General features: G+C 60.2%; 12 protein-coding genes. 5 read left to right on the plus strand and 7 right to left on the minus strand.

All coding sequences use genetic code 11. The annotated features are described in order from the left end of the window. Positions 1-46 precede the first annotated feature (46 nt). A complete protein-coding gene (locus I2I05_RS10190) occupies positions 47-394 on the minus strand; it encodes a PadR family transcriptional regulator (RefSeq protein WP_196282146.1) in 348 nt (115 codons plus the stop codon). 409 nt (positions 395-803) lie between these two features. Here I2I05_RS10190 and I2I05_RS10195 point away from each other — a divergent pair, with 409 nt between their 5' ends. Further along, positions 804-1937, plus strand: coding sequence for a putative type IX sorting system protein PorV2 (locus tag I2I05_RS10195; protein WP_196282147.1), 1134 nt, complete (start codon positions 804-806; stop codon positions 1935-1937). Positions 1938-2014: 77 nt separating this feature from the next. After that, entirely contained in the window at positions 2015-7225 is a 5211-nt protein-coding gene (gene porU2, locus I2I05_RS10200; RefSeq protein WP_196282148.1) for a putative type IX secretion system sortase PorU2, read from the plus strand. Positions 7226-7302: 77 nt separating this feature from the next. Here the strand turns inward: porU2 and I2I05_RS10205 are convergent, their stop codons facing one another. Genes I2I05_RS10205 through I2I05_RS10215 form a run of 3 tightly spaced genes read right to left on the minus strand, consistent with a single transcriptional unit; the run spans position 7303 to position 10087 of the window. Further along, on the minus strand, positions 7303-7791 hold the full coding sequence (locus tag I2I05_RS10205) for a dihydrofolate reductase (protein ID WP_196282149.1): 489 nt from the start codon (positions 7789-7791) through the stop codon (positions 7303-7305). Positions 7792-7837: 46 nt separating this feature from the next. Next, on the minus strand, positions 7838-8773 hold the full coding sequence (gene fmt / locus I2I05_RS10210) for a methionyl-tRNA formyltransferase (RefSeq protein WP_196282150.1): 936 nt from the start codon (positions 8771-8773) through the stop codon (positions 7838-7840). Between the two features lie 60 nt (positions 8774-8833). Further along, positions 8834-10087 carry an exo-beta-N-acetylmuramidase NamZ family protein gene (locus I2I05_RS10215; RefSeq protein ID WP_196282151.1) on the minus strand — a complete coding sequence of 418 codons (1254 nt, stop codon included), beginning with the start codon at positions 10085-10087 and terminating at the stop codon, positions 8834-8836. Positions 10088-10195: 108 nt separating this feature from the next. Between I2I05_RS10215 and I2I05_RS10220 the strand changes: the two genes are divergently transcribed. Next, a complete protein-coding gene (locus I2I05_RS10220) occupies positions 10196-11419 on the plus strand; it encodes an ABC transporter permease (RefSeq protein WP_196282152.1) in 1224 nt (407 codons plus the stop codon). Between the two features lie 29 nt (positions 11420-11448). Here the strand turns inward: I2I05_RS10220 and I2I05_RS10225 are convergent, their stop codons facing one another. Beyond that, positions 11449-12138: a peptidoglycan DD-metalloendopeptidase family protein gene (locus tag I2I05_RS10225; RefSeq protein WP_196282153.1), complete on the minus strand. Its 690-nt coding sequence runs from the start codon at positions 12136-12138 to the stop codon at positions 11449-11451. 232 nt (positions 12139-12370) lie between these two features. Between I2I05_RS10225 and I2I05_RS10230 the strand changes: the two genes are divergently transcribed. Beyond that, entirely contained in the window at positions 12371-13474 is a 1104-nt protein-coding gene (locus tag I2I05_RS10230; protein WP_196282154.1) for a ferredoxin--NADP reductase, read from the plus strand. A 291-nt stretch (positions 13475-13765) separates the two neighbouring features. Then, positions 13766-15508, plus strand: coding sequence for a M3 family oligoendopeptidase (locus I2I05_RS10235; RefSeq protein WP_196282155.1), 1743 nt, complete (start codon positions 13766-13768; stop codon positions 15506-15508). Positions 15509-15579: 71 nt separating this feature from the next. Here the strand turns inward: I2I05_RS10235 and I2I05_RS10240 are convergent, their stop codons facing one another. Continuing rightward, the gene (locus tag I2I05_RS10240) at positions 15580-15945 is read right to left on the minus strand and encodes a hypothetical protein (protein ID WP_196282156.1); all 366 of its coding nucleotides are present in this window, start codon (positions 15943-15945) and stop codon (positions 15580-15582) included. A gap of 223 nt (positions 15946-16168) precedes the next feature. Beyond that, positions 16169-16642: a hypothetical protein gene (locus tag I2I05_RS10245; RefSeq protein WP_196282157.1), complete on the minus strand. Its 474-nt coding sequence runs from the start codon at positions 16640-16642 to the stop codon at positions 16169-16171. Between the last annotated feature and the right edge of the window lie 173 nt (positions 16643-16815).

Here is a 16815-nt window from a genome sequence, read left to right on the forward strand (position 1 = left end):
CTGCCGTTTAAATTCTGGTGAGTGAAGAAGGAAAAAGGCGGCGTACTCAAACAGCGGGCTTAGGTGGGGCGCTGTGGCGGATAATGCCCACCGAGGTGGCCATTTCTTCCCAAGTGTCGCGCAATTCGCCCAAAAACTGGCGGCCAGCATCGGTCAGGGTGTAGTATTTCCGGGGCGGGCCGCTGGTGCTTTCCTTCCAGACGTAGTCCAGCAGCGCGGCATTTTTCAGGCGGGTCAGTAGCGGGTAGAGGGTCCCCTCCACCACTATCATGCGGGCCGAAGTCAACTCCTCCAACATGTCGGAGGCGTATGATTCGCCGCGGGCGATGATTTCCAGGATGCAGAATTCAAGGATTCCCTTGCGCATCTGAACCTGGGTGTTCTCGAGTTTCATGGGCGTTACAAATAGCTAGTGGGTGAGAAACAGTACAAATGTATGGTAGGTACTTTGTAACGCAAGGTACTGGATGAATAATTCCACTTCTTACTGTAAAATAATTTGCTAAGTGCTGACAATCAAGGATAAAATTTTCAATAGAAAAAGCTGATTATTCCAGATATAAGCTCCAGCCTCCGGGCTTGCTTCGCACTTTTCCGGCATTGGGTGTTCCCTGGATGGACGCCGAAGCGCCCAATCCCGCTTTTTTAGGGTAGAAATTCCGGGCCCCAAAGCTTCGGCACGGACGCAACTGCTTCTGGCCAGCGCTATTGTTGTGGTCGTTGGCTTGAATTTGGTGGGCCAGACGCACTATCTTGAAGTAACTTGCGTTCCGTCGGCGCAACTATTACCCGCCTTCATTTATATGCTCCAACTCTCCTCTGCCGCTCGTGGGCTGTTTCTTCTGGGCGCTAGTGCCGCGCTGGCGTTGCCGGCCACGGCCCAGTCTACCAAAACACCCAAGTACAGCAACGAATTTCTGAACATCGGAGTGGGCGCCCGGGCCCTCGGCATGGGCAAAGTGCAGGTCAGCTTGGCCGACAACGCCACCGCCGGCTACTGGAATCCCGCCGGCCTCGTGAACCAAACCCACAAGTACGACGGCGTGCTGATGCACTCCGAGCTGTTTGCCGGGGTGGTGAAGAACGATTACGGCGCGTTTTCCATGCCCTTGGACGATAAAAGCGCCATTGGGGTGAGCGTGATGCGCCTGGGCGTCGACAACATTGCCGACACCCGCAACCTCATCAACGAGTACGGCTACATCGATTACAGCAAAATTGAGCTGTTTTCTGTGGCCGACTACGCCCTGTTGCTCTCCTACGCCCGCAAACTGGGCAGCGTGGAAGGCCTGAGCGTGGGCGCCAACGGCAAAATCATTTACCGCAACATCGGCAAGTTTGCCAACGGCTACGGCTTCGGCATCGATGCCGGCGTGCAGTACAACCACAAGGGCTGGAACCTGGGCCTGATGGCGCGCGACATCACCACCACGTTCACGCAGTGGACCATCAACGCCGAAGAATACACGAAGGGCGTGAACAGCACCGTGGCCAATGGCAACGACGCCATCCCAACCAACAGCGCCGAAATTACCTTGCCGCGCTTTGTGCTGGGAGCCGGCCGCCGCTTCACGCTGCCCAAGCAGTTCACGGCCCTGGTTGCCGTCGACTTGGAAACCACCACCGACGGCGAGCGCAACACGCCCATCTCCACCAAAGCCCTGAGCGTGGACCCGCGCGTGGGCATCGAGCTGGGCTACAAAGACCTGGTTTTTCTGCGCGGCGGGGCCGGCAACTACCAACAAATTCAGGACTTCTCGGCCAACAGCAGCGGCACCTACGACAGCAGCTGGAAAGGCCAGTACAGCCTCGGCGCCGGCGTGGCCGTGAGCGGCCTGCGCGTCGACCTGGCGCTGTCGCGCCTGGCCGTTGAAAAGCTGGGCAGTTCCTCGCAAACCAACTCCCTGATTGTCTCGCTGGGGTACGGATTCAAATAATCTCAGCCCCGACCAGCACGCGACTGGTTACGGCCACGACTACGCTTAGAACAAGATATATCTACTACAAGGACAAGATGGAAAATACAATTACTGGTAAAAGGAAGGGCTTGCGATGGTTGCTGCTCGTGCTGGCGTGTTGCCTGGCCGGCTCCGCTGCGCACGCCCAATCGGGCCCATACGGCAACGAGTGGATAGTACCCAGCCAGCAATACTATAAAGTTCGGGTAGCGCAGGACGGCATCTACCGCATGAATCAACAGTACCTCACGCTGGCTGGTCTGGGCAACATCGACCCCAGCCGCCTGCAACTCTGGCGGCGAGGGCGCGAAGTGGCCATGTACCAGGCCGGCACCAGCAACGTCTTTGACAGCAATACTTATTTCGAGTTTTACGGCCAGCGCAACGATGGCCAGCTGGACCGCGACCTGTACAAGAACCCCGCCGACCAACCCCACAAACTCTATAGTTTTTATAACGATACGGCCGCTTATTTCCTGACTTACCCCGGGGCGGCCGCCCCGGCCGCCAAACGCATGGCCGAGCCAGCTTCGGCCGGTGGTACCCCTCAGGCTTGGCGCCTAGCTACCAGCCTCAAGCTGGAAACCGAAGCCTTTGGCGACGCGCCCCGCGGGGTGACGTTTCTGCCGTGGGTGGAGCCGGGCGAGGGCTATTTCTCGCGCCAGCTCAACGGCATCGCCACTACTTCGACTGATACCGTGCTACGGGCCGTGCTGCCCACCGGACCTGCGCCCGAGCCGAGCCTGGAAATTCGATTGGTGGGGGCCACTTTTGCCAACCACGACGTGGAAGTGCTGGTGCTGAACACCGCCAGCAATACCTACCGCTCGCTGGGCCGTCTGACGTTTACGGCCTATGGCCAGGCCGGCGCCCGCTATCCGTTGCAGCGCCCTGAAATTGGCCCGAACGGACTCGTAACGGTGCGTCTCTCGGGCAGTACCGCCGGCACGGGTACGTCGGCTGATAATTATCGCCGGGCCTTTATCCGCGTGATTGCACCGCAGGCCAACCGCTGGCTGGGACCGCGCCGCCAGCTATTCTTTGCCAGCGACTCGTTGCTCGGCGGACCGGCCACGTTTGAGGTCGACAGCATTCCGGCGTCGGTGGTAGGATATGATATTCATGACCCTTGGAACGTGCAGCGCGTAGCACCTACCACGGCCCAAACATTGGGGCCACTTGGGCGCCGTTTCGTCTTTCCGAATGCTACGGCTGCCCAGTCGCGTAGGCTGCTGTTCGCCGACATGCAGCGGCCCTTTGTGCCGCTAGCAGCTCGGCCGGTGCGCTTCCGAGCTATCAACCAAGCCGCCGTCAATTTTGCTATTGTTTCGCACCAACAGCTTTACAAATCTGCGCTGGATGGCACCACTCCGGTGACCAATGCGGCGCTGGAGTATGCCAAATACCGCGCCTCCACGGCCGGCGGTGGCTATGATACGCTGTTGATTACCATGGCACAGCTGTATGACCAGTTTCATTACGGCGAACGGTCGTGGCTGGCTTTGCGGCACTTTGGTCTCTGGTTGGCTGATGGCGCGCCCAACAACCCCGAACGTTACTTGCTGCTCTTGGGCAAAGGCATTGTGCCTTCTGAACCCTTGATTGGCGGCAGTAGCCGCTTCGAAACCTTGACTCGCACCACGGCCCGCGGCACCGGGGAGCGGGGCGTGGACTTGGTGCCCACCAGCTCGCGGGCAGTGTCGGACAACATGATAACGGCCAACTTTCAGGCCGATGATTTCGTGCCCAAGCTGCGCACGGGGCGTCTCACCGTTACCACGCCCCAGCAAATCATGAATTATCTGGGTAAGGTGCGTACCCACGACGCGCTGGGCCCGGAGCCTTGGCGCAAAAATGTGCTGCACCTCATCGGCGGCTACACGCCCGCTGAAACCGCCGATTTCCGGGAAGTAATGGACCGAAACAAGGCGCGCGTTGAGCGGCCCTTTTTTGGCGGCGAAGTAAGCACGGAGACGCGCTTGACTCCGGTTGGCTTGCCCGAAAACATCAACATTTCGTCCTACATCAACTCGGGCATTTCCCTTATGACCTACTTTGGTCACGGGTCCAATAACACCTTCGCCCTCAACTTCGGCGTGCCTTCCGACCCAACCAAAAACTATAATAACCCCGGTAAGTACCCCTTCTTTTACCTGAACGGGTGTGCTGCAAACCACACATTCACGGTGGCCTCTACCATCGTTGAGGACTGGTTGTTTGCGAGCCAAAAGGGCGCACTGGGGTCTTTAGGGGAGTATGGATTCAGCTACGCCGACCACTTGGAGGTTTCCATTGACACGGTGTATAAGCTGATGTTTAACAACCCCGAGTTTTATGGCAAGCCCATAACGGCGGTTTATGCCGAGGCAGTGCGGCGGCTGCAGAACAAGGGTATTTTCAGCAACGATGTGGGCATCGAGCAGCTGCTGGCCACGGGCTGGCAGGGCGACCCAACCTTGTCGCTGTTCGCCCCCGAACAGCCGGATTTCATCGCTAGCTCGGCTTCGTTATCCATTACGCCGGTTTCAGGGCAAGAGCCCGTGCGGGCTTCCTCGGCTGAATTCGTGCTGAACGTGGGCGTCTCAAACCCCGGCAAGATTACCTTCGACTCCTTGGAAATTAAAGTCACCCGGACCTACGATTCGGGGCGTGCGCCGCTGGAATATTCCATTTTCACGCGCCGCCAAGCTTGGCGGCGCGACACCACCTACGCCCTGACCTTGCAAAACTCGCTGGCCGAAGCCGGCGTCAGCACGTTCCGGGTGGAGCTGGACCCCAACAACCGCGTGGCCGAGCTGAGCGAAACCAACAACACGGCCCAGATTGATTTTACCTTCCTGCAAGGAGGCCTGGCCGTGGTGAGCCCGCCCAACTTCGCTATTGTAAACTCGACAACACCCAAACTAGTCGTGCAAAGCAACGACCGCAACGGAGTGCAGCGCGGCTACGAGTTCGAACTGGATACCGTGCCCACTTTCACCAGCCCCATCGTGCTGCGCTCGCCGGTTATCACGGCAGGGGTATTGGCCGAATGGGAGCCGGTGTTGCCCGCCGTGGCCCCCCGCGACAGCGTGGTTTGGTACTGGCGGGCCCGCTTCCAATCGCCGGGTGTGGGCGAAGACGGGAGTTGGGTTGCGTCCTCGTTCCGGGTGATTCCCTCCAGCCCCGGCGGCTGGTCGCAAAGCCACTACGGGCAGCTGCAGGCCACCACCCGCACCGGGGTCGACGTAAGCGCCCCGGCTGGTGAGTGGACGTTCAAATCGGGCAGTGTGCCGCTGCGCCTGCGCACCCGCGGCGGTGGGCTGCCGCGCAGCTCGCCCCTGTTCGCGACGGTGAGCGGAGCCGGTATCTACTTGCAATCCACGGGCGTCCAGCAACCCGTTACGGGGTGCGGCGTGCGCTCACCCAACTTTTTGCTGGCCGTGTTTGCGCCCGGCACTCTGGAGCCAGTGGCCATGCCCGCCAATTTTCAGACCTGCGGTACGGCGCCTAATAACTTCTATTACTTCTCGGCCAGTGACCCCGTGGCCCCGCAGGTGCTGGACACGATGGACAACCTGAACAACAGCACCGTGCGGCAGCAGCAGCTGGCGAGCTTCCTGGCGGCCATTCCGAACGGTTCCTACGTGGCGCTGGTGTCGGCCAACCGGGTGCGTTATTCCCGGCTGCCGGCTTCGCTCAAAGCGTCGCTGCAAGCCTTGCTGGGCTCGCAGCTCATCACCCAGCTGGCCGATGGCGACCCGCTCGCCGTGGTCGGCCAGAAACTCACGGCCACTACCGGCCGGTTGATTCGCGAAGTTGGTCCGGACCGTTCCCTGACCATTGCCGGCGGCAGCCAGACCATTGAACTGCGTGATAACCTCCAACAAAGCACGACGGCGGGCCTCGTTGTATCGCCCCGTATTGGCCCGGCCAAGGAATGGCTGAATCTGTATTCCACCATTCAAACGCTAACGCCCAGCGGGTACCACAAACTGAGCGTGGTTGCCATTGACGAGCAAGGAGCCGAACGGGTGGTATTGCCCGCGGTTACCTCATCGGTGCAGCCTCTAACGGCTGTTTCAGCAGCAGCTTATCCTTACCTGCGCCTGGAACTGGCCTTGGGCGATTCCGTGACGCGGATACCGCCCCAGCTGCGCCAATGGCTGGTTACCTACCGGGGCATTCCCGAAGGCGTGGTGCGCCGCGACTTGGTGCCGGTAGCCAGCTACGCGCCGGCCACCCTGGCCGAGCAGGCGAAAAATGGGACGGTGAGCTTCCCCGTCAAGTTCCAGAACGTGTCGGAGGAAGCGTTTCTGGCGCCACTCAAAGCCCAGGTCCGCTTGCGGAATACCGTGACCAACGCCGTGGAAAAAACCATTGAGGTGACCTTCCCCGGCGCGTTGGCGCCCGGCGCGATAGCCACCATCAACGTGGAGTTCGATGTGCGGGGAATATTTGGCTCCCTGGCTTTTGAAGTATTCGTCAATCCCCGCATCCAGCCCGAGCAGGTGTATTCCAACAACGAGCTGCTGCTGGAGCCCTTCAACATTGACGACAACAACGTGGCCCCCACGCTGGATGTGGCCTTCGACGGCCGCCACATTCTCAACGGCGAGTTGGTGTCGCCCTCGCCGGTAATCAACATTGAGCTGAGCGACGAAGACAAGCTAAACCCCATCACCGACCGCACGGTGTTCACGGTAACCTTGCAAAAACCCGGTTCGAGCATGCCCACGCTGGTGGACCTGAACGGTCCGGAAATCAACTTTAGCGTTTCGGTGAGCGAAGGCAGCGTGGCCAAGCTGGAATACCGCCCCGGCATGGGCGCGCCCCTGGCCGATGGCGTATACACGCTGCGGGTGCAAGGGCGCGACCCCGGCAACGCCAGCGCCGGCAGCCAGGAGTTTCAGGTGAAGTTTGAGGTCGTGAATGCCTCCAAAATCACGAACGTTTACCCGTATCCCAACCCGGTTGTCAGCAAGGCGCGCTTTGTGTTCACGGTGACGGGCCAGGAGCTGCCCCGCAACATGAAAATCCAGATTATGACCATCACCGGCCGGGTGGTGCGCGAGATTTTCATGAGCGAGCTAGGCCCGCTGCACATCGGCAACAACATCACCGACTTTGCCTGGGACGGCACCGATTCCTTCGGCGACCGGCTGGCCAACGGCACCTATCTCTACCGCGTGTCGCTCGACGACCCCAGCGGCCAGTTTGGCCGCCGCAACACCGCCGGCGACACCGCCTTCAAGAATGATTGGGGCAAGCTGGTGCTGATGCGATAAATCAACTCGCATGAAAACAGAGAAGGCAGCCTCAACGGGCTGCCTTCTCTGTTTTCGCTATTCGTGCAGGCGGCCAGCTAGCGCCGCCGCAGGGTTACGAAGCTGAAGGCATAGGCGTGTTGCTCATCCGCCTCGTGCCGCTCGCGGGTTTCTTCGCGCCAGTCGCTGGACGGCAAAGGTGGAAAACCCGCGTCGCCCTCGAAGTTGTGATGCACTTCGGTGAGGTAGATGACATCGGCGGCGGGAAGGGCCTGCCGGTAAATTTCACCCCCGCCAATGACACAGACCTCCTCGTCTAACTCGCGGGCTCGGGCCAATGCGGCCGGTACCGACGCCGCCGTTTCGCAGCCGGGGGCTGCCCAATCGGCTTGGCGGGTCACCACAATGTTGGTCCGCTTGGGCAGGGCCCGGCCCAGGCTGTCGTAGGTGCGGCGCCCCATAATGACCGGATGGCCCAGCGTGAGCCGCTTGAAGTGCTGAAGGTCGGCGGGCAGGCGTCCCCAGGGCAATGCCCCATTCGACCCGATAACGCCATTTTCGGCCACCGCCACAACAAAAGAAACCATAGAAGATATCAGTTTTAAGAAATGAGGAATGAACTGCCGTGCCGCATCAAGCAGGCAACTTGAAGCCGAGCAACAGCTCTTTTATGGGCAGGCGTTTTTTGCCTTCCAGTTGCACATCGAGCAGGTCGAGCCAGCCATCGGCGGCCGCTACGCGCAAGTAGTGCTTGCCGTCGGAGGCCCAGGTGCCGGGAGCGGGGAGGGGCTCGGCGGCGGTTTCGGGCAGGAGAGTTTGGGCGCGGAAAATCTTCAAGGTGCGGCCGTCGGGCAAAGTGGCGAAGGCCGTGGGAATGGGGGAGAGGCCGCGCACCCAGTTCACCAACTCGGCGGCGGGGCGGTTGAACTCGAGCCGGCCGGTTTCCTTCTGAATTTTGGGGGCCGAACGCAAGTCCTCGCGGTGCTGCTGCGGGGTGCTGGGCGCCGTGCCCGCCGCAATGGCTTCTACCGACCGCCGGGCCAACGCCGCTCCGGCCATTTTAAGTTTGTCGTAGAGGCTGCCAAAATCGTCACTGGACGCAATGGGCAGCCGGTCCTGCAAAATCAGGTCGCCGGTGTCAATCTCATGGCGCAGAAAAAAGGAGGTGACGCCCGTTTCGGTGTCGCCATGCATCAGCGCCCAGTTGATGGGTGCCGCGCCGCGGTACTGCGGCAGCAGCGAGGCATGAATGTTAATGGAGCCCAGCCGGGGCATGTTCCACACGGCTTCGGGCAGCATTCGAAAAGCTACCACAACTTGCAAATCGGCCTCAAAAGCGCGCAACTCGGCCTGAAACTCGGGTGATTTCAGGTTGATGGGCTGCAATACCGGCAAGCCGTGCGCCTCGGCCGCCACCTTCACGGCAGAAGCTTGCAGTTGGCGGCCCCGGCCAGCCGGCCGGTCGGGCGCCGTCACCACGGCCACCACGGTGCCACCGGGCCAGGCCAGCAGGCTTTCCAGGGTGGGCACGGCAAAATCGGGCGTGCCCATGAAAACGATTTTCAGCATGTGAAATGTAATAGTAAAACTTGCGCAAAACGGAAATGAAGTCCCGCCAACTACCCGTCGTTACCGCTCCGGGTACAGCAGGTATTTGCTGCGGAGGGTTTTGAATTTGCCCAAGCCCGGTTGCCACGAAGCCCGAATTTCGGCTTCGCTTTTGCCGGCAATGATTTGCTCACGCAACGTTCGGGTGCCAGTCAGTTGCTCAAAGTACTTACCAAAGAAGTTGGCTTTGTCGCTGCTCTGCTGGTAAAAATCGAGCAGGTATTTGAGCACCAGGCCCGACGATTCGCGGGTGGGCGCATCGGCTAGGTTCAGGCCGTAGCAGCGCTGGCCGTTGAGGGGCGGGGTGGGCGAGCCCGCGTTGGGTTTGGGCGTGAAAGAAAACGGCCGCGTGGCCGGCTGCGACGGGCTGCCGATGACTTCAAACGGCGTGCTGGTGCCCCGGCCCACGCTCACGTTGGTGCCCTCGAACAGGCAGATGCTCGGGTACAGGGCCACGGCTTGGTCGGTGGGCAGGTTGGGCGAGGGGCGCACCGGCAGGTGGTATTTGGTGGCGTGTGTGTACCCCTTGGCCATGGGCACCACGGTGAGCTGGCAGCGCTGGCCGCCGGCCAGCCACTTTTCGCCGTTCAGCATCTGGGCCAGCTCGCCCACCGTCAGGCCGTGGGCAATGGGCAAGGGGTCGAGGCCAACGAAGGACTTGTGGGCGGGCTCCAAAACGGGGCCGTCCACCAGGTCACCGTTGGGATTGGGGCGGTCAAGTACCACCACCTGTTTGTTGAGCTCGGCCGCGGCTTCCATCACGTAATGCAGCGTGCTGATGAACGTATAGAAGCGCGCGCCCACGTCCTGAATGTCAAAGACCAGCACGTCTACATCGGCCAGCATTTCCGGCGTCGGCTTTTTGGTTTTGCCATACACCGACCGGACGACCACGCCGCTGCGCGCATCGCGCCCGTCCTTGATGGTCGCGCCGTCGGCCTCCTCGCCCCGGAAGCCGTGCTCAGGCGCAAAAATGGCCGTTACGTTCACCCCCCGGGCCCGCAGCGTATCCACCAGAAAAGCGTTGCCGACCCGCGAGGTTTGGTTGATGACGAGGCAGACCCGTTTGTTCTTCAACAGCGGCAGGTACTGCTCTAGGCGTGCGGCGCCTACGGTGATGGGGTCGGCTGGAGATGTAGCCGCTGGGATACCAGCTGGGGTTGGGGCTATCGGCGGGCTGCTTTCGCCGACGGGTGAGGAAGTGGGCGGCGAAGGGCTGCAGGTGGGCAGGGCCAGCAGCATTGAGAAGGTGATTTTTGCGGAAATTCCGAGCATAAACGGGAAGGGAAGGGCTAAAAATACGGTGCTGCTTGGCGCAGTCCGGCAGATGTTGGGCCACAACGCGCCCAATACCGGTTGGAAACGTAGCTTTACGGTCACATAATGAACGTCGCCCGCTACATTTCGCACAAAATCGATGGAGGAGCCAATTCCGGCTCGTTCACTTCGTCGGTTACAAAAATAGCCATCATCAGCATTGCCATGGGCTTGGCGGTGATGATTGTGTCGTTTGCCATTTTGCAGGGGTTCCGCAACGAGATTCAGAACAAGATTTTCTCGTTTGGCGCGCACCTGCAAATCTCGCGCTACGATACCAACAATTCGCTGGAAGTGGCGCCCATTGCCGGGCCGCGTTTGGTGCAGGACCTGCGGCAGTTTCCGCAGGTGAAATCCACGCATCCCTTCGCCGTGAAAACGGCCATCATCAAAACCAAAGACGAGGTGCTGGGCGTGGTGCTGAAAGGCATCGCCGAAACCGACGCGCCCTCGCCCATGCGCGAGAACCTGCAGAGCGGCAAGTTTCTGACCTTTCCGGATTCGGCGGCCAGCGACGACGTGCTGATTTCGCGCAAAGTGGCCGACAAGCTCCGGCTGGTGGTGGGCGATAAAGCCCTGTTTTACTTTATTCAGAACCCGCCGCGCATCCGGCAATTTCGGGTGAGCGGAATTTACTCCACCGGGCTCGACGAGTTCGATGAGGTGTACGTCATCGGCGACTTGCGGCAAATCCGCGACCTGAACTCGCCGGCCTGGGCCGACTCCTTGGTAGGAGGCATGGAGGTGGTGCTGAAAGATTTTGCCGTTCTGGACCAAACCGCCGACAATTTCTACGAGCAGCTGCCGTACGACCTCAAAATCGACAAAATCACGGACCAGTACGCGCAGCTATTCGATTGGCTGCAGTTGCTCAACCGCAACGTTATTATTTTCCTGCTGCTGATAATTTTCGTGGCCACGTTCAACATGGTGGCCACCATTTTCATCATGATTCTGGAGCGCACCAATATGATTGGCATTCTGAAAGCGCTGGGTGCCACCGACAACCAGATTCGGCAGATGTTCTTCTTCCGCGGGCTTTCGCTCACGGTGCGTGGCATGCTCATCGGCAACGTCATCGCCGTGGGATTTTGCGCCGTGCAGTACTATTTCCACGTGATTCCGCTCGACCCGGAGAACTACTACATGGACCGCGTGCCCATTTCCTGGGACCCGCGCATGCTCATCGTGCTCAACCTCGCCACGTTCGCCGCGTCGTTGCTGGCCGTGCTGATTCCTACCTACCTCATTGCCCGCATTAAGCCGGTGGTAGCCATCAAGTTCGACTAGCCAGGTAGGCCGTGTTGGCAGGCCACTTATTAGAGGTGGCTCGATTGCAAAATCAAGTTAGGGTTGGGGCACAGGGCCGCCCATTGGGCGCGCTCCGAGGGGCGTGCTACGCCGGGAAAATCACCCACGCGGCCCTGCATGTCGGCAATGAGCTGAAAGTGGAGGTGCGGCGGCCAGTCGCCGTTTTCGGGATAGGGCCCCACGGTGGCAAAGGCCTGGCCTTTGGCCAAATGTTGGCCGACGCGGAGCGCTGTCCACTCCAGGCGGCTAAGGTGGCCGTAGAGCGAGTAAAAAATGGTGCCGTCGAGTTCGTGCTGCAGAATAACCGTGAGGCCGTAATCGCCAAAATTGGCGTTGTCGGCCAAGCTATGAATCTGGGCCGGCAGCGGCGCCAGCACCGGCGTGCCGGCCGGCAGCCACACATCGACGCCGAGGTGCAGGGAGCGGGCCTCCTCAACCTGGCCGGGCCCGAAATGCTGGCTGCGACGGTAGATAACGCGGTTTTCGAGGTAGCCGCCAATGCCCACGCGGGCATGCTGTTGCGCGAGCATGTTGTTCACGATGACTTCAAAGGCGGCGGTGTCGCGCAGGTCGGCGTGGCATACCACGGGGTTGGCATCGGTTAAATCGAGGCGGGCGACGGCGGGGCCGTTGAGGTCGACGGGCAGGACGGGGCCGAAATCGGCCTGGTGGCGGAGCAGGAGGGCGGCGAGGGACAAGGGCGAAGCGCGGGCGTGAACAAAGTGAAATGAAACCGTAGAAACGCGGCTGCCGCTCCCCAACAGTTTCCGGGAGACTGCTGTTAGACGGCAGCCGCGCGGCAAGTTACCTTTGCGGCCGAGGTCTGGCCGCGTGCGCCGGGCTTCGGTTTAACTTTTTGTCATTTCTGAAGTTCGGGAACCTGAAAGGCTGCGTTTACCCGTAAAATTTCCCACACCCCCAATCCCCCGCATGAGTTACCAAACGCTGACCGTTGTTGAGCTGACCCAGGAAACCGCCGATTCTGTAACCATTCACCTGGAGCGGCCCGACCGGGCGCCGGTGGCCTGCCGGCCCGGCCAGTTTCTGACGCTTATTCTGCCTTGCGGCCCCAACGGCAAAAAAGAGCGCCGCGCCTATTCCCTCAGCAGCACCCCCATGGAAGCGCCGCGCCTGTCGGTGACGGTGAAACGCGTAACCGGCGGTCTGGTGAGCAATTACCTGCTCGATACGGTCAAGGTCGGCCAGCAGATTGAGGTGATGGAGCCGCTGGGCAATTTCACCCTCAGCCCCAGCCCCAAAGCCGCCCGCTCGCTGGTGCTCATCGGCGCCGGGTCGGGCATCACGCCGCTCATGTCCATCCTCAAAGCAGTGGTGAGCACGGAGCAAAACAGCCACGTGCTGCTGATTTACGGCAACCGGAACGAAGAATCGGTGATTTTTCAAAAGCAACTCGCCGACCTGGAAACCAGCACCAACGGCCGCGTGCAAGTAGAGCACGTGTACAGCCAGCCCCTGCACCCCGGCGGCCCCCACCGCCACACCGGCCGCCTGAACCGCACCATGATACTGCGCATTCTGGAGCAGCGCCACCAGTTTCCGGCCGAGCAGGCCGAGTATTTTATGTGCGGCCCCGAAGGCCTGATGGCCGAAGCCCGCGCCGCCCTCGACCTGCTGAACGTGCCAGAGGCGCGCATTCGCCGGGAGAGCTTTGTGGCCAGCGCTGAAACGGCCGAGGCCATGGCCGGCCAGCCCAACGGCCACGGCGACGTATCGGCCAGCCCCGGCGACGACACCAAATCGACCCGCAGCGTCACCATTCAGTACGAAGGCAGCGAGTATATTATCGAAGTGCCCGCCGGAAAAACCATCCTCGAAACGGCACTGGACCAGGATATTGACCTGCCGTATTCGTGCCAGGCCGGCCTGTGCACCGCCTGCCGCGGCAAGTGCCTGAGCGGCAAAGTGCATTTGGATGAGCGCGAAGGCTTGTCGGATTCGGAAATGAAACAAGGCTACGTGCTGACGTGCGTGGGCCACCCGATGACGGATGATGTCGTAATCGAAATCGGCTAATACGGTGGGCCGGTTTGCCGGTCGATGGCGACTTCTAAACCGCGCGGGCGGTTGCAAATGAGCCATCGGGCCGAACCCGACAAGCCTTTTTCTTCGTTCGCAATACCGGGAGTCAGGGCCGCTGAAAATGAATGGAATCGGGCTTCCATAAGCTAAGCAAGGAAGCACCTTGCTGTTATTCCGTTGCCGGTTATACTTGCACCTTGTTCGTCCGGCGCGTTGTTTGCTCCGTAAAGCATAGGCCGCGGCCTTGGCTGCAACTGCCCGATTTTCTTCTACTATCATTGTGTTATGACGTTAATTGCTGAACCCACCGCCGAGTCGGCGACCGATACCAGCCGGCCGCCGCGCCAGTATCTGCCCGAGGATTTTACGGTAACCGACTGGGCCGCCATCGAGCCGTTTTTCCAAGAATTACAGGACCGGCCGGTATATACGCCCGCCGAGTTGGAGCGCTGGCTGCTCGACCGTTCCGAACTGGAATCGGTGCTGAGCGAAGACTTGGCGTGGCGCTACATCCGCATGACGTGCGACACGCAGGATAGTGCCCGCGCCGAGGCGTTCCAGTATTTCGTGAACGAAGTAGAGCCTCAAGTAGCGCCCTACGACCATGCCCTGAACGAAAAGATGCTGGCCTCGCCGCATCTGGCGGGCCTCAACGAAAACCGCTACGGCGTGTTTCTGCGCTCGGTGCGCCGGGCTTCGGAGATTTATCGAGTAGAGAACATTCCGCTCAAAACCGACATCAGCACCAAGCAGCAGCAATATGCTGCCACAGTAGGTGCCATGAACGTGACCCTCGACGGCCAGGAGTTGACCTTGCCCCAGGCTGCCGACCGACTCAAAAGCCCCGAGCGCACGGTGCGCGAAACGGCCTGGCGCGCCATTCAGGCCCGCCGCCTGCAAGATGCCCAGCCGCTCGATGCGCTGTTTACCGAACTGGTGGGCCTGCGCAACCAAGTGGCGCTCAACGCCGGGTTTTCTAACTTCCGCGATTACATGTTTGCGGCCCTGGGCCGGTTCGACTACACGCCGCAGGACTGTTTCAACTTCCACCGGGCCATTCGCGAAACGGTGGTTCCCCTCTGCGACGACTTCGATTTGGAGCGCCGCCAAGACCTGAACCTGCCCGCCCTGCGGCCCTGGGACCTCGACGTTGACCCCAGCGGCCAAGGCCCTTTGCGCCCTTTTGGTACCGGCGAGGAATTACTGGAGAAAACCATCACGGTTTTCCAAAACCTGGATTCGTACCTGGGCGACTGCCTGCGCACCATGCGCCAGATGGGCCACCTCGACTTGGAAAGCCGCAAGGGCAAGGCCCCCGGCGGCTACAACTACCCGCTGGACGAAACCGGCGTGCCGTTCATCTTTATGAATGCCACCAGCAGCCTGCGCGACGTGGTGACCATGTTGCACGAGGGCGGTCACGCCGTGCATTCCTTCCTCACCCGGGGCCTGCCCCTGGGCGCCGACAAGCACCCGCCGTCCGAGGTGGCTGAGCTGGCTTCGATGAGCATGGAACTGATGAGCATGGACCAATGGCACGTGTTTTTCCCGAATGCCGAAGACCTGCGCCGCGCCAAGAAAACTCACCTCGAAAGCGTGCTCGAAACGTTCCCGTGGGTGGCTACGGTCGATAAGTTTCAGCACTGGATTTACGAAAACCCCACCCACACCGAGGCCGAGCGTCACAGCCGCTGGGTGGAGATTTTCGACGAATTCAACCAGCGCACCGTCGACTGGACGGGTTTGGAGAACTTCAAGCCCTACCTCTGGCAGAAGCAGTTGCACCTCTACGAAGTGCCGTTTTACTACATCGAGTACGCCATGGCCCAGCTCGGCGCCATTGCCGTGTGGCGCAACTTCCGCCAAAACCCGACGGAAGGATTGGCAGCCTACAAGCGCGCCCTGGCGTTGGGCTACACCGCGCCAATTGGACAGATTTATGCGGCCGCCGGCATTCGCTTCGATTTCAGCACCGACTACCTGCGTACCCTGGCCGACTTCGTGCGGGAGGAAATGGCGGCGCTGTAATTTCAGCTCAACTACGCTTGCACCAAAAAGCCCCGCCCAGCAATGGGTCGGGGCTTTTGCTTGTACGGGCGTTACTCATTGCCACACCGTGGTTGGTTGCTTTCCAGGCAGGAGAGGGTGGCATTCTCGTAGCCGGGGGCATCGTTCGTTATGCGGGGGAGTATTGCGTAGCTAATGCGAAGGATTTGCTTGTCTACCTGATTGGGCAGGTAGGCTTCCCACACCTTTCCGCTCGGGTGCAAAATGGTGCCGTTGGCAAGCTTGAGCGTGGTGTGTTCGGTGCGACACACGGCCGTCATGCCGTAGCAAAGCTGCACGGTAGCCGTGGTGGTGCAAGGCTCCGGCTCGGTCGAATCCTGAGCGGCACAGCCAGTAAGCAAAACGCCCGTGGCCAAACCGATACAGGTTAGCGCGTAAAGCGAAGTAAAGAGACGCATAGAGCAGGCTGGTTGAAGGTGGGTTTTGCAGCTGACCGGCACGGCGAATTTAAGGTTGCATGGGCTGCTTTTTTATCTCTTTTGCGCATGGAGTAAGGGCGCGGTAGCGAAAATCGGGCCCTGGTTTATCTCCCAAAGTGCCCGGAATTAGAGCCCCAAAAAAAGGCGCCCGGCAATGTTGCCGGGCGCCTTTTTTACAAGTCTTGCAGTAGATGGAGCCGGTTTATTTGGCGCCCAGCGTAAACAACGGCAGGAGTTTTACGCCGCTGTATTTGCCGCCCAAGGACTGGATTTCTGCCTGGTGAAGCTTGACGTAATTGTTGTACTGCATGGCTGCCCGGTCGTATTGCACCCGAAAGCCGACCACGCCGGCGTCGAGCTGCTGCAAGCCTTCTACAAAATTGCGGGCGTTTTCGGTGGGGGCATTGCCATTGGGGGAGGCCACGGGCATGAGCACCCGGAACAGCGAATCCTGGGCCGCATCATACTGGTCAATCAGCTCGGAGCTGCCCATAGTTTGCTGCGTGTAGCGGCGGGTCTTGAGGCGGGCATTGGCGCGTTCCAGGCCTTGCAATTGGGTTGCGTTGGCGCCGGGCTGGCTCTTCAGTTCCCGCAGCAAGAGGCCCGTGACGCCGATTTTCTGGTCGTCGCTTTCGGTCATGTTGCGCCACTTTACATCCACAGAATCACTCAACACGTCAAATTGAGATTTGATAGCCGCCGCAGATGCCGGGTTCAACACGACGGATTTGCTGCCGTCGCGCTTGCAGGAAGCCGCGCATCCGGTAATAACTAATAGGATAACAACCGCTGATTTAACAGAGAAAACGATTGGCTTGGGCATTGCTAAGAAATTAATAATGAAGTAAG

It is taken from the genome of Hymenobacter jeongseonensis, from assembly GCF_015694725.1.
In the GTDB taxonomy this organism is placed as follows: domain Bacteria; phylum Bacteroidota; class Bacteroidia; order Cytophagales; family Hymenobacteraceae; genus Hymenobacter; species Hymenobacter jeongseonensis.

Coding starts and splice junctions, on each gene's coding strand:
- I2I05_RS10190 (WP_196282146.1), bottom strand. CDS start 394: ATGAAACTCGAGAACACCCAGGTTCAGATGCGCAAGGGAATCCTTGAA.
- I2I05_RS10195 (WP_196282147.1), top strand. CDS start 804: ATGCTCCAACTCTCCTCTGCCGCTCGTGGGCTGTTTCTTCTGGGCGCT.
- porU2 (WP_196282148.1), top strand. CDS start 2,015: ATGGAAAATACAATTACTGGTAAAAGGAAGGGCTTGCGATGGTTGCTG.
- I2I05_RS10205 (WP_196282149.1), bottom strand. CDS start 7,791: ATGGTTTCTTTTGTTGTGGCGGTGGCCGAAAATGGCGTTATCGGGTCG.
- fmt (WP_196282150.1), bottom strand. CDS start 8,773: ATGCTGAAAATCGTTTTCATGGGCACGCCCGATTTTGCCGTGCCCACC.
- I2I05_RS10215 (WP_196282151.1), bottom strand. CDS start 10,087: ATGCTCGGAATTTCCGCAAAAATCACCTTCTCAATGCTGCTGGCCCTG.
- I2I05_RS10220 (WP_196282152.1), top strand. CDS start 10,196: ATGAACGTCGCCCGCTACATTTCGCACAAAATCGATGGAGGAGCCAAT.
- I2I05_RS10230 (WP_196282154.1), top strand. CDS start 12,371: ATGAGTTACCAAACGCTGACCGTTGTTGAGCTGACCCAGGAAACCGCC.
- I2I05_RS10235 (WP_196282155.1), top strand. CDS start 13,766: ATGACGTTAATTGCTGAACCCACCGCCGAGTCGGCGACCGATACCAGC.
- I2I05_RS10240 (WP_196282156.1), bottom strand. CDS start 15,945: ATGCGTCTCTTTACTTCGCTTTACGCGCTAACCTGTATCGGTTTGGCC.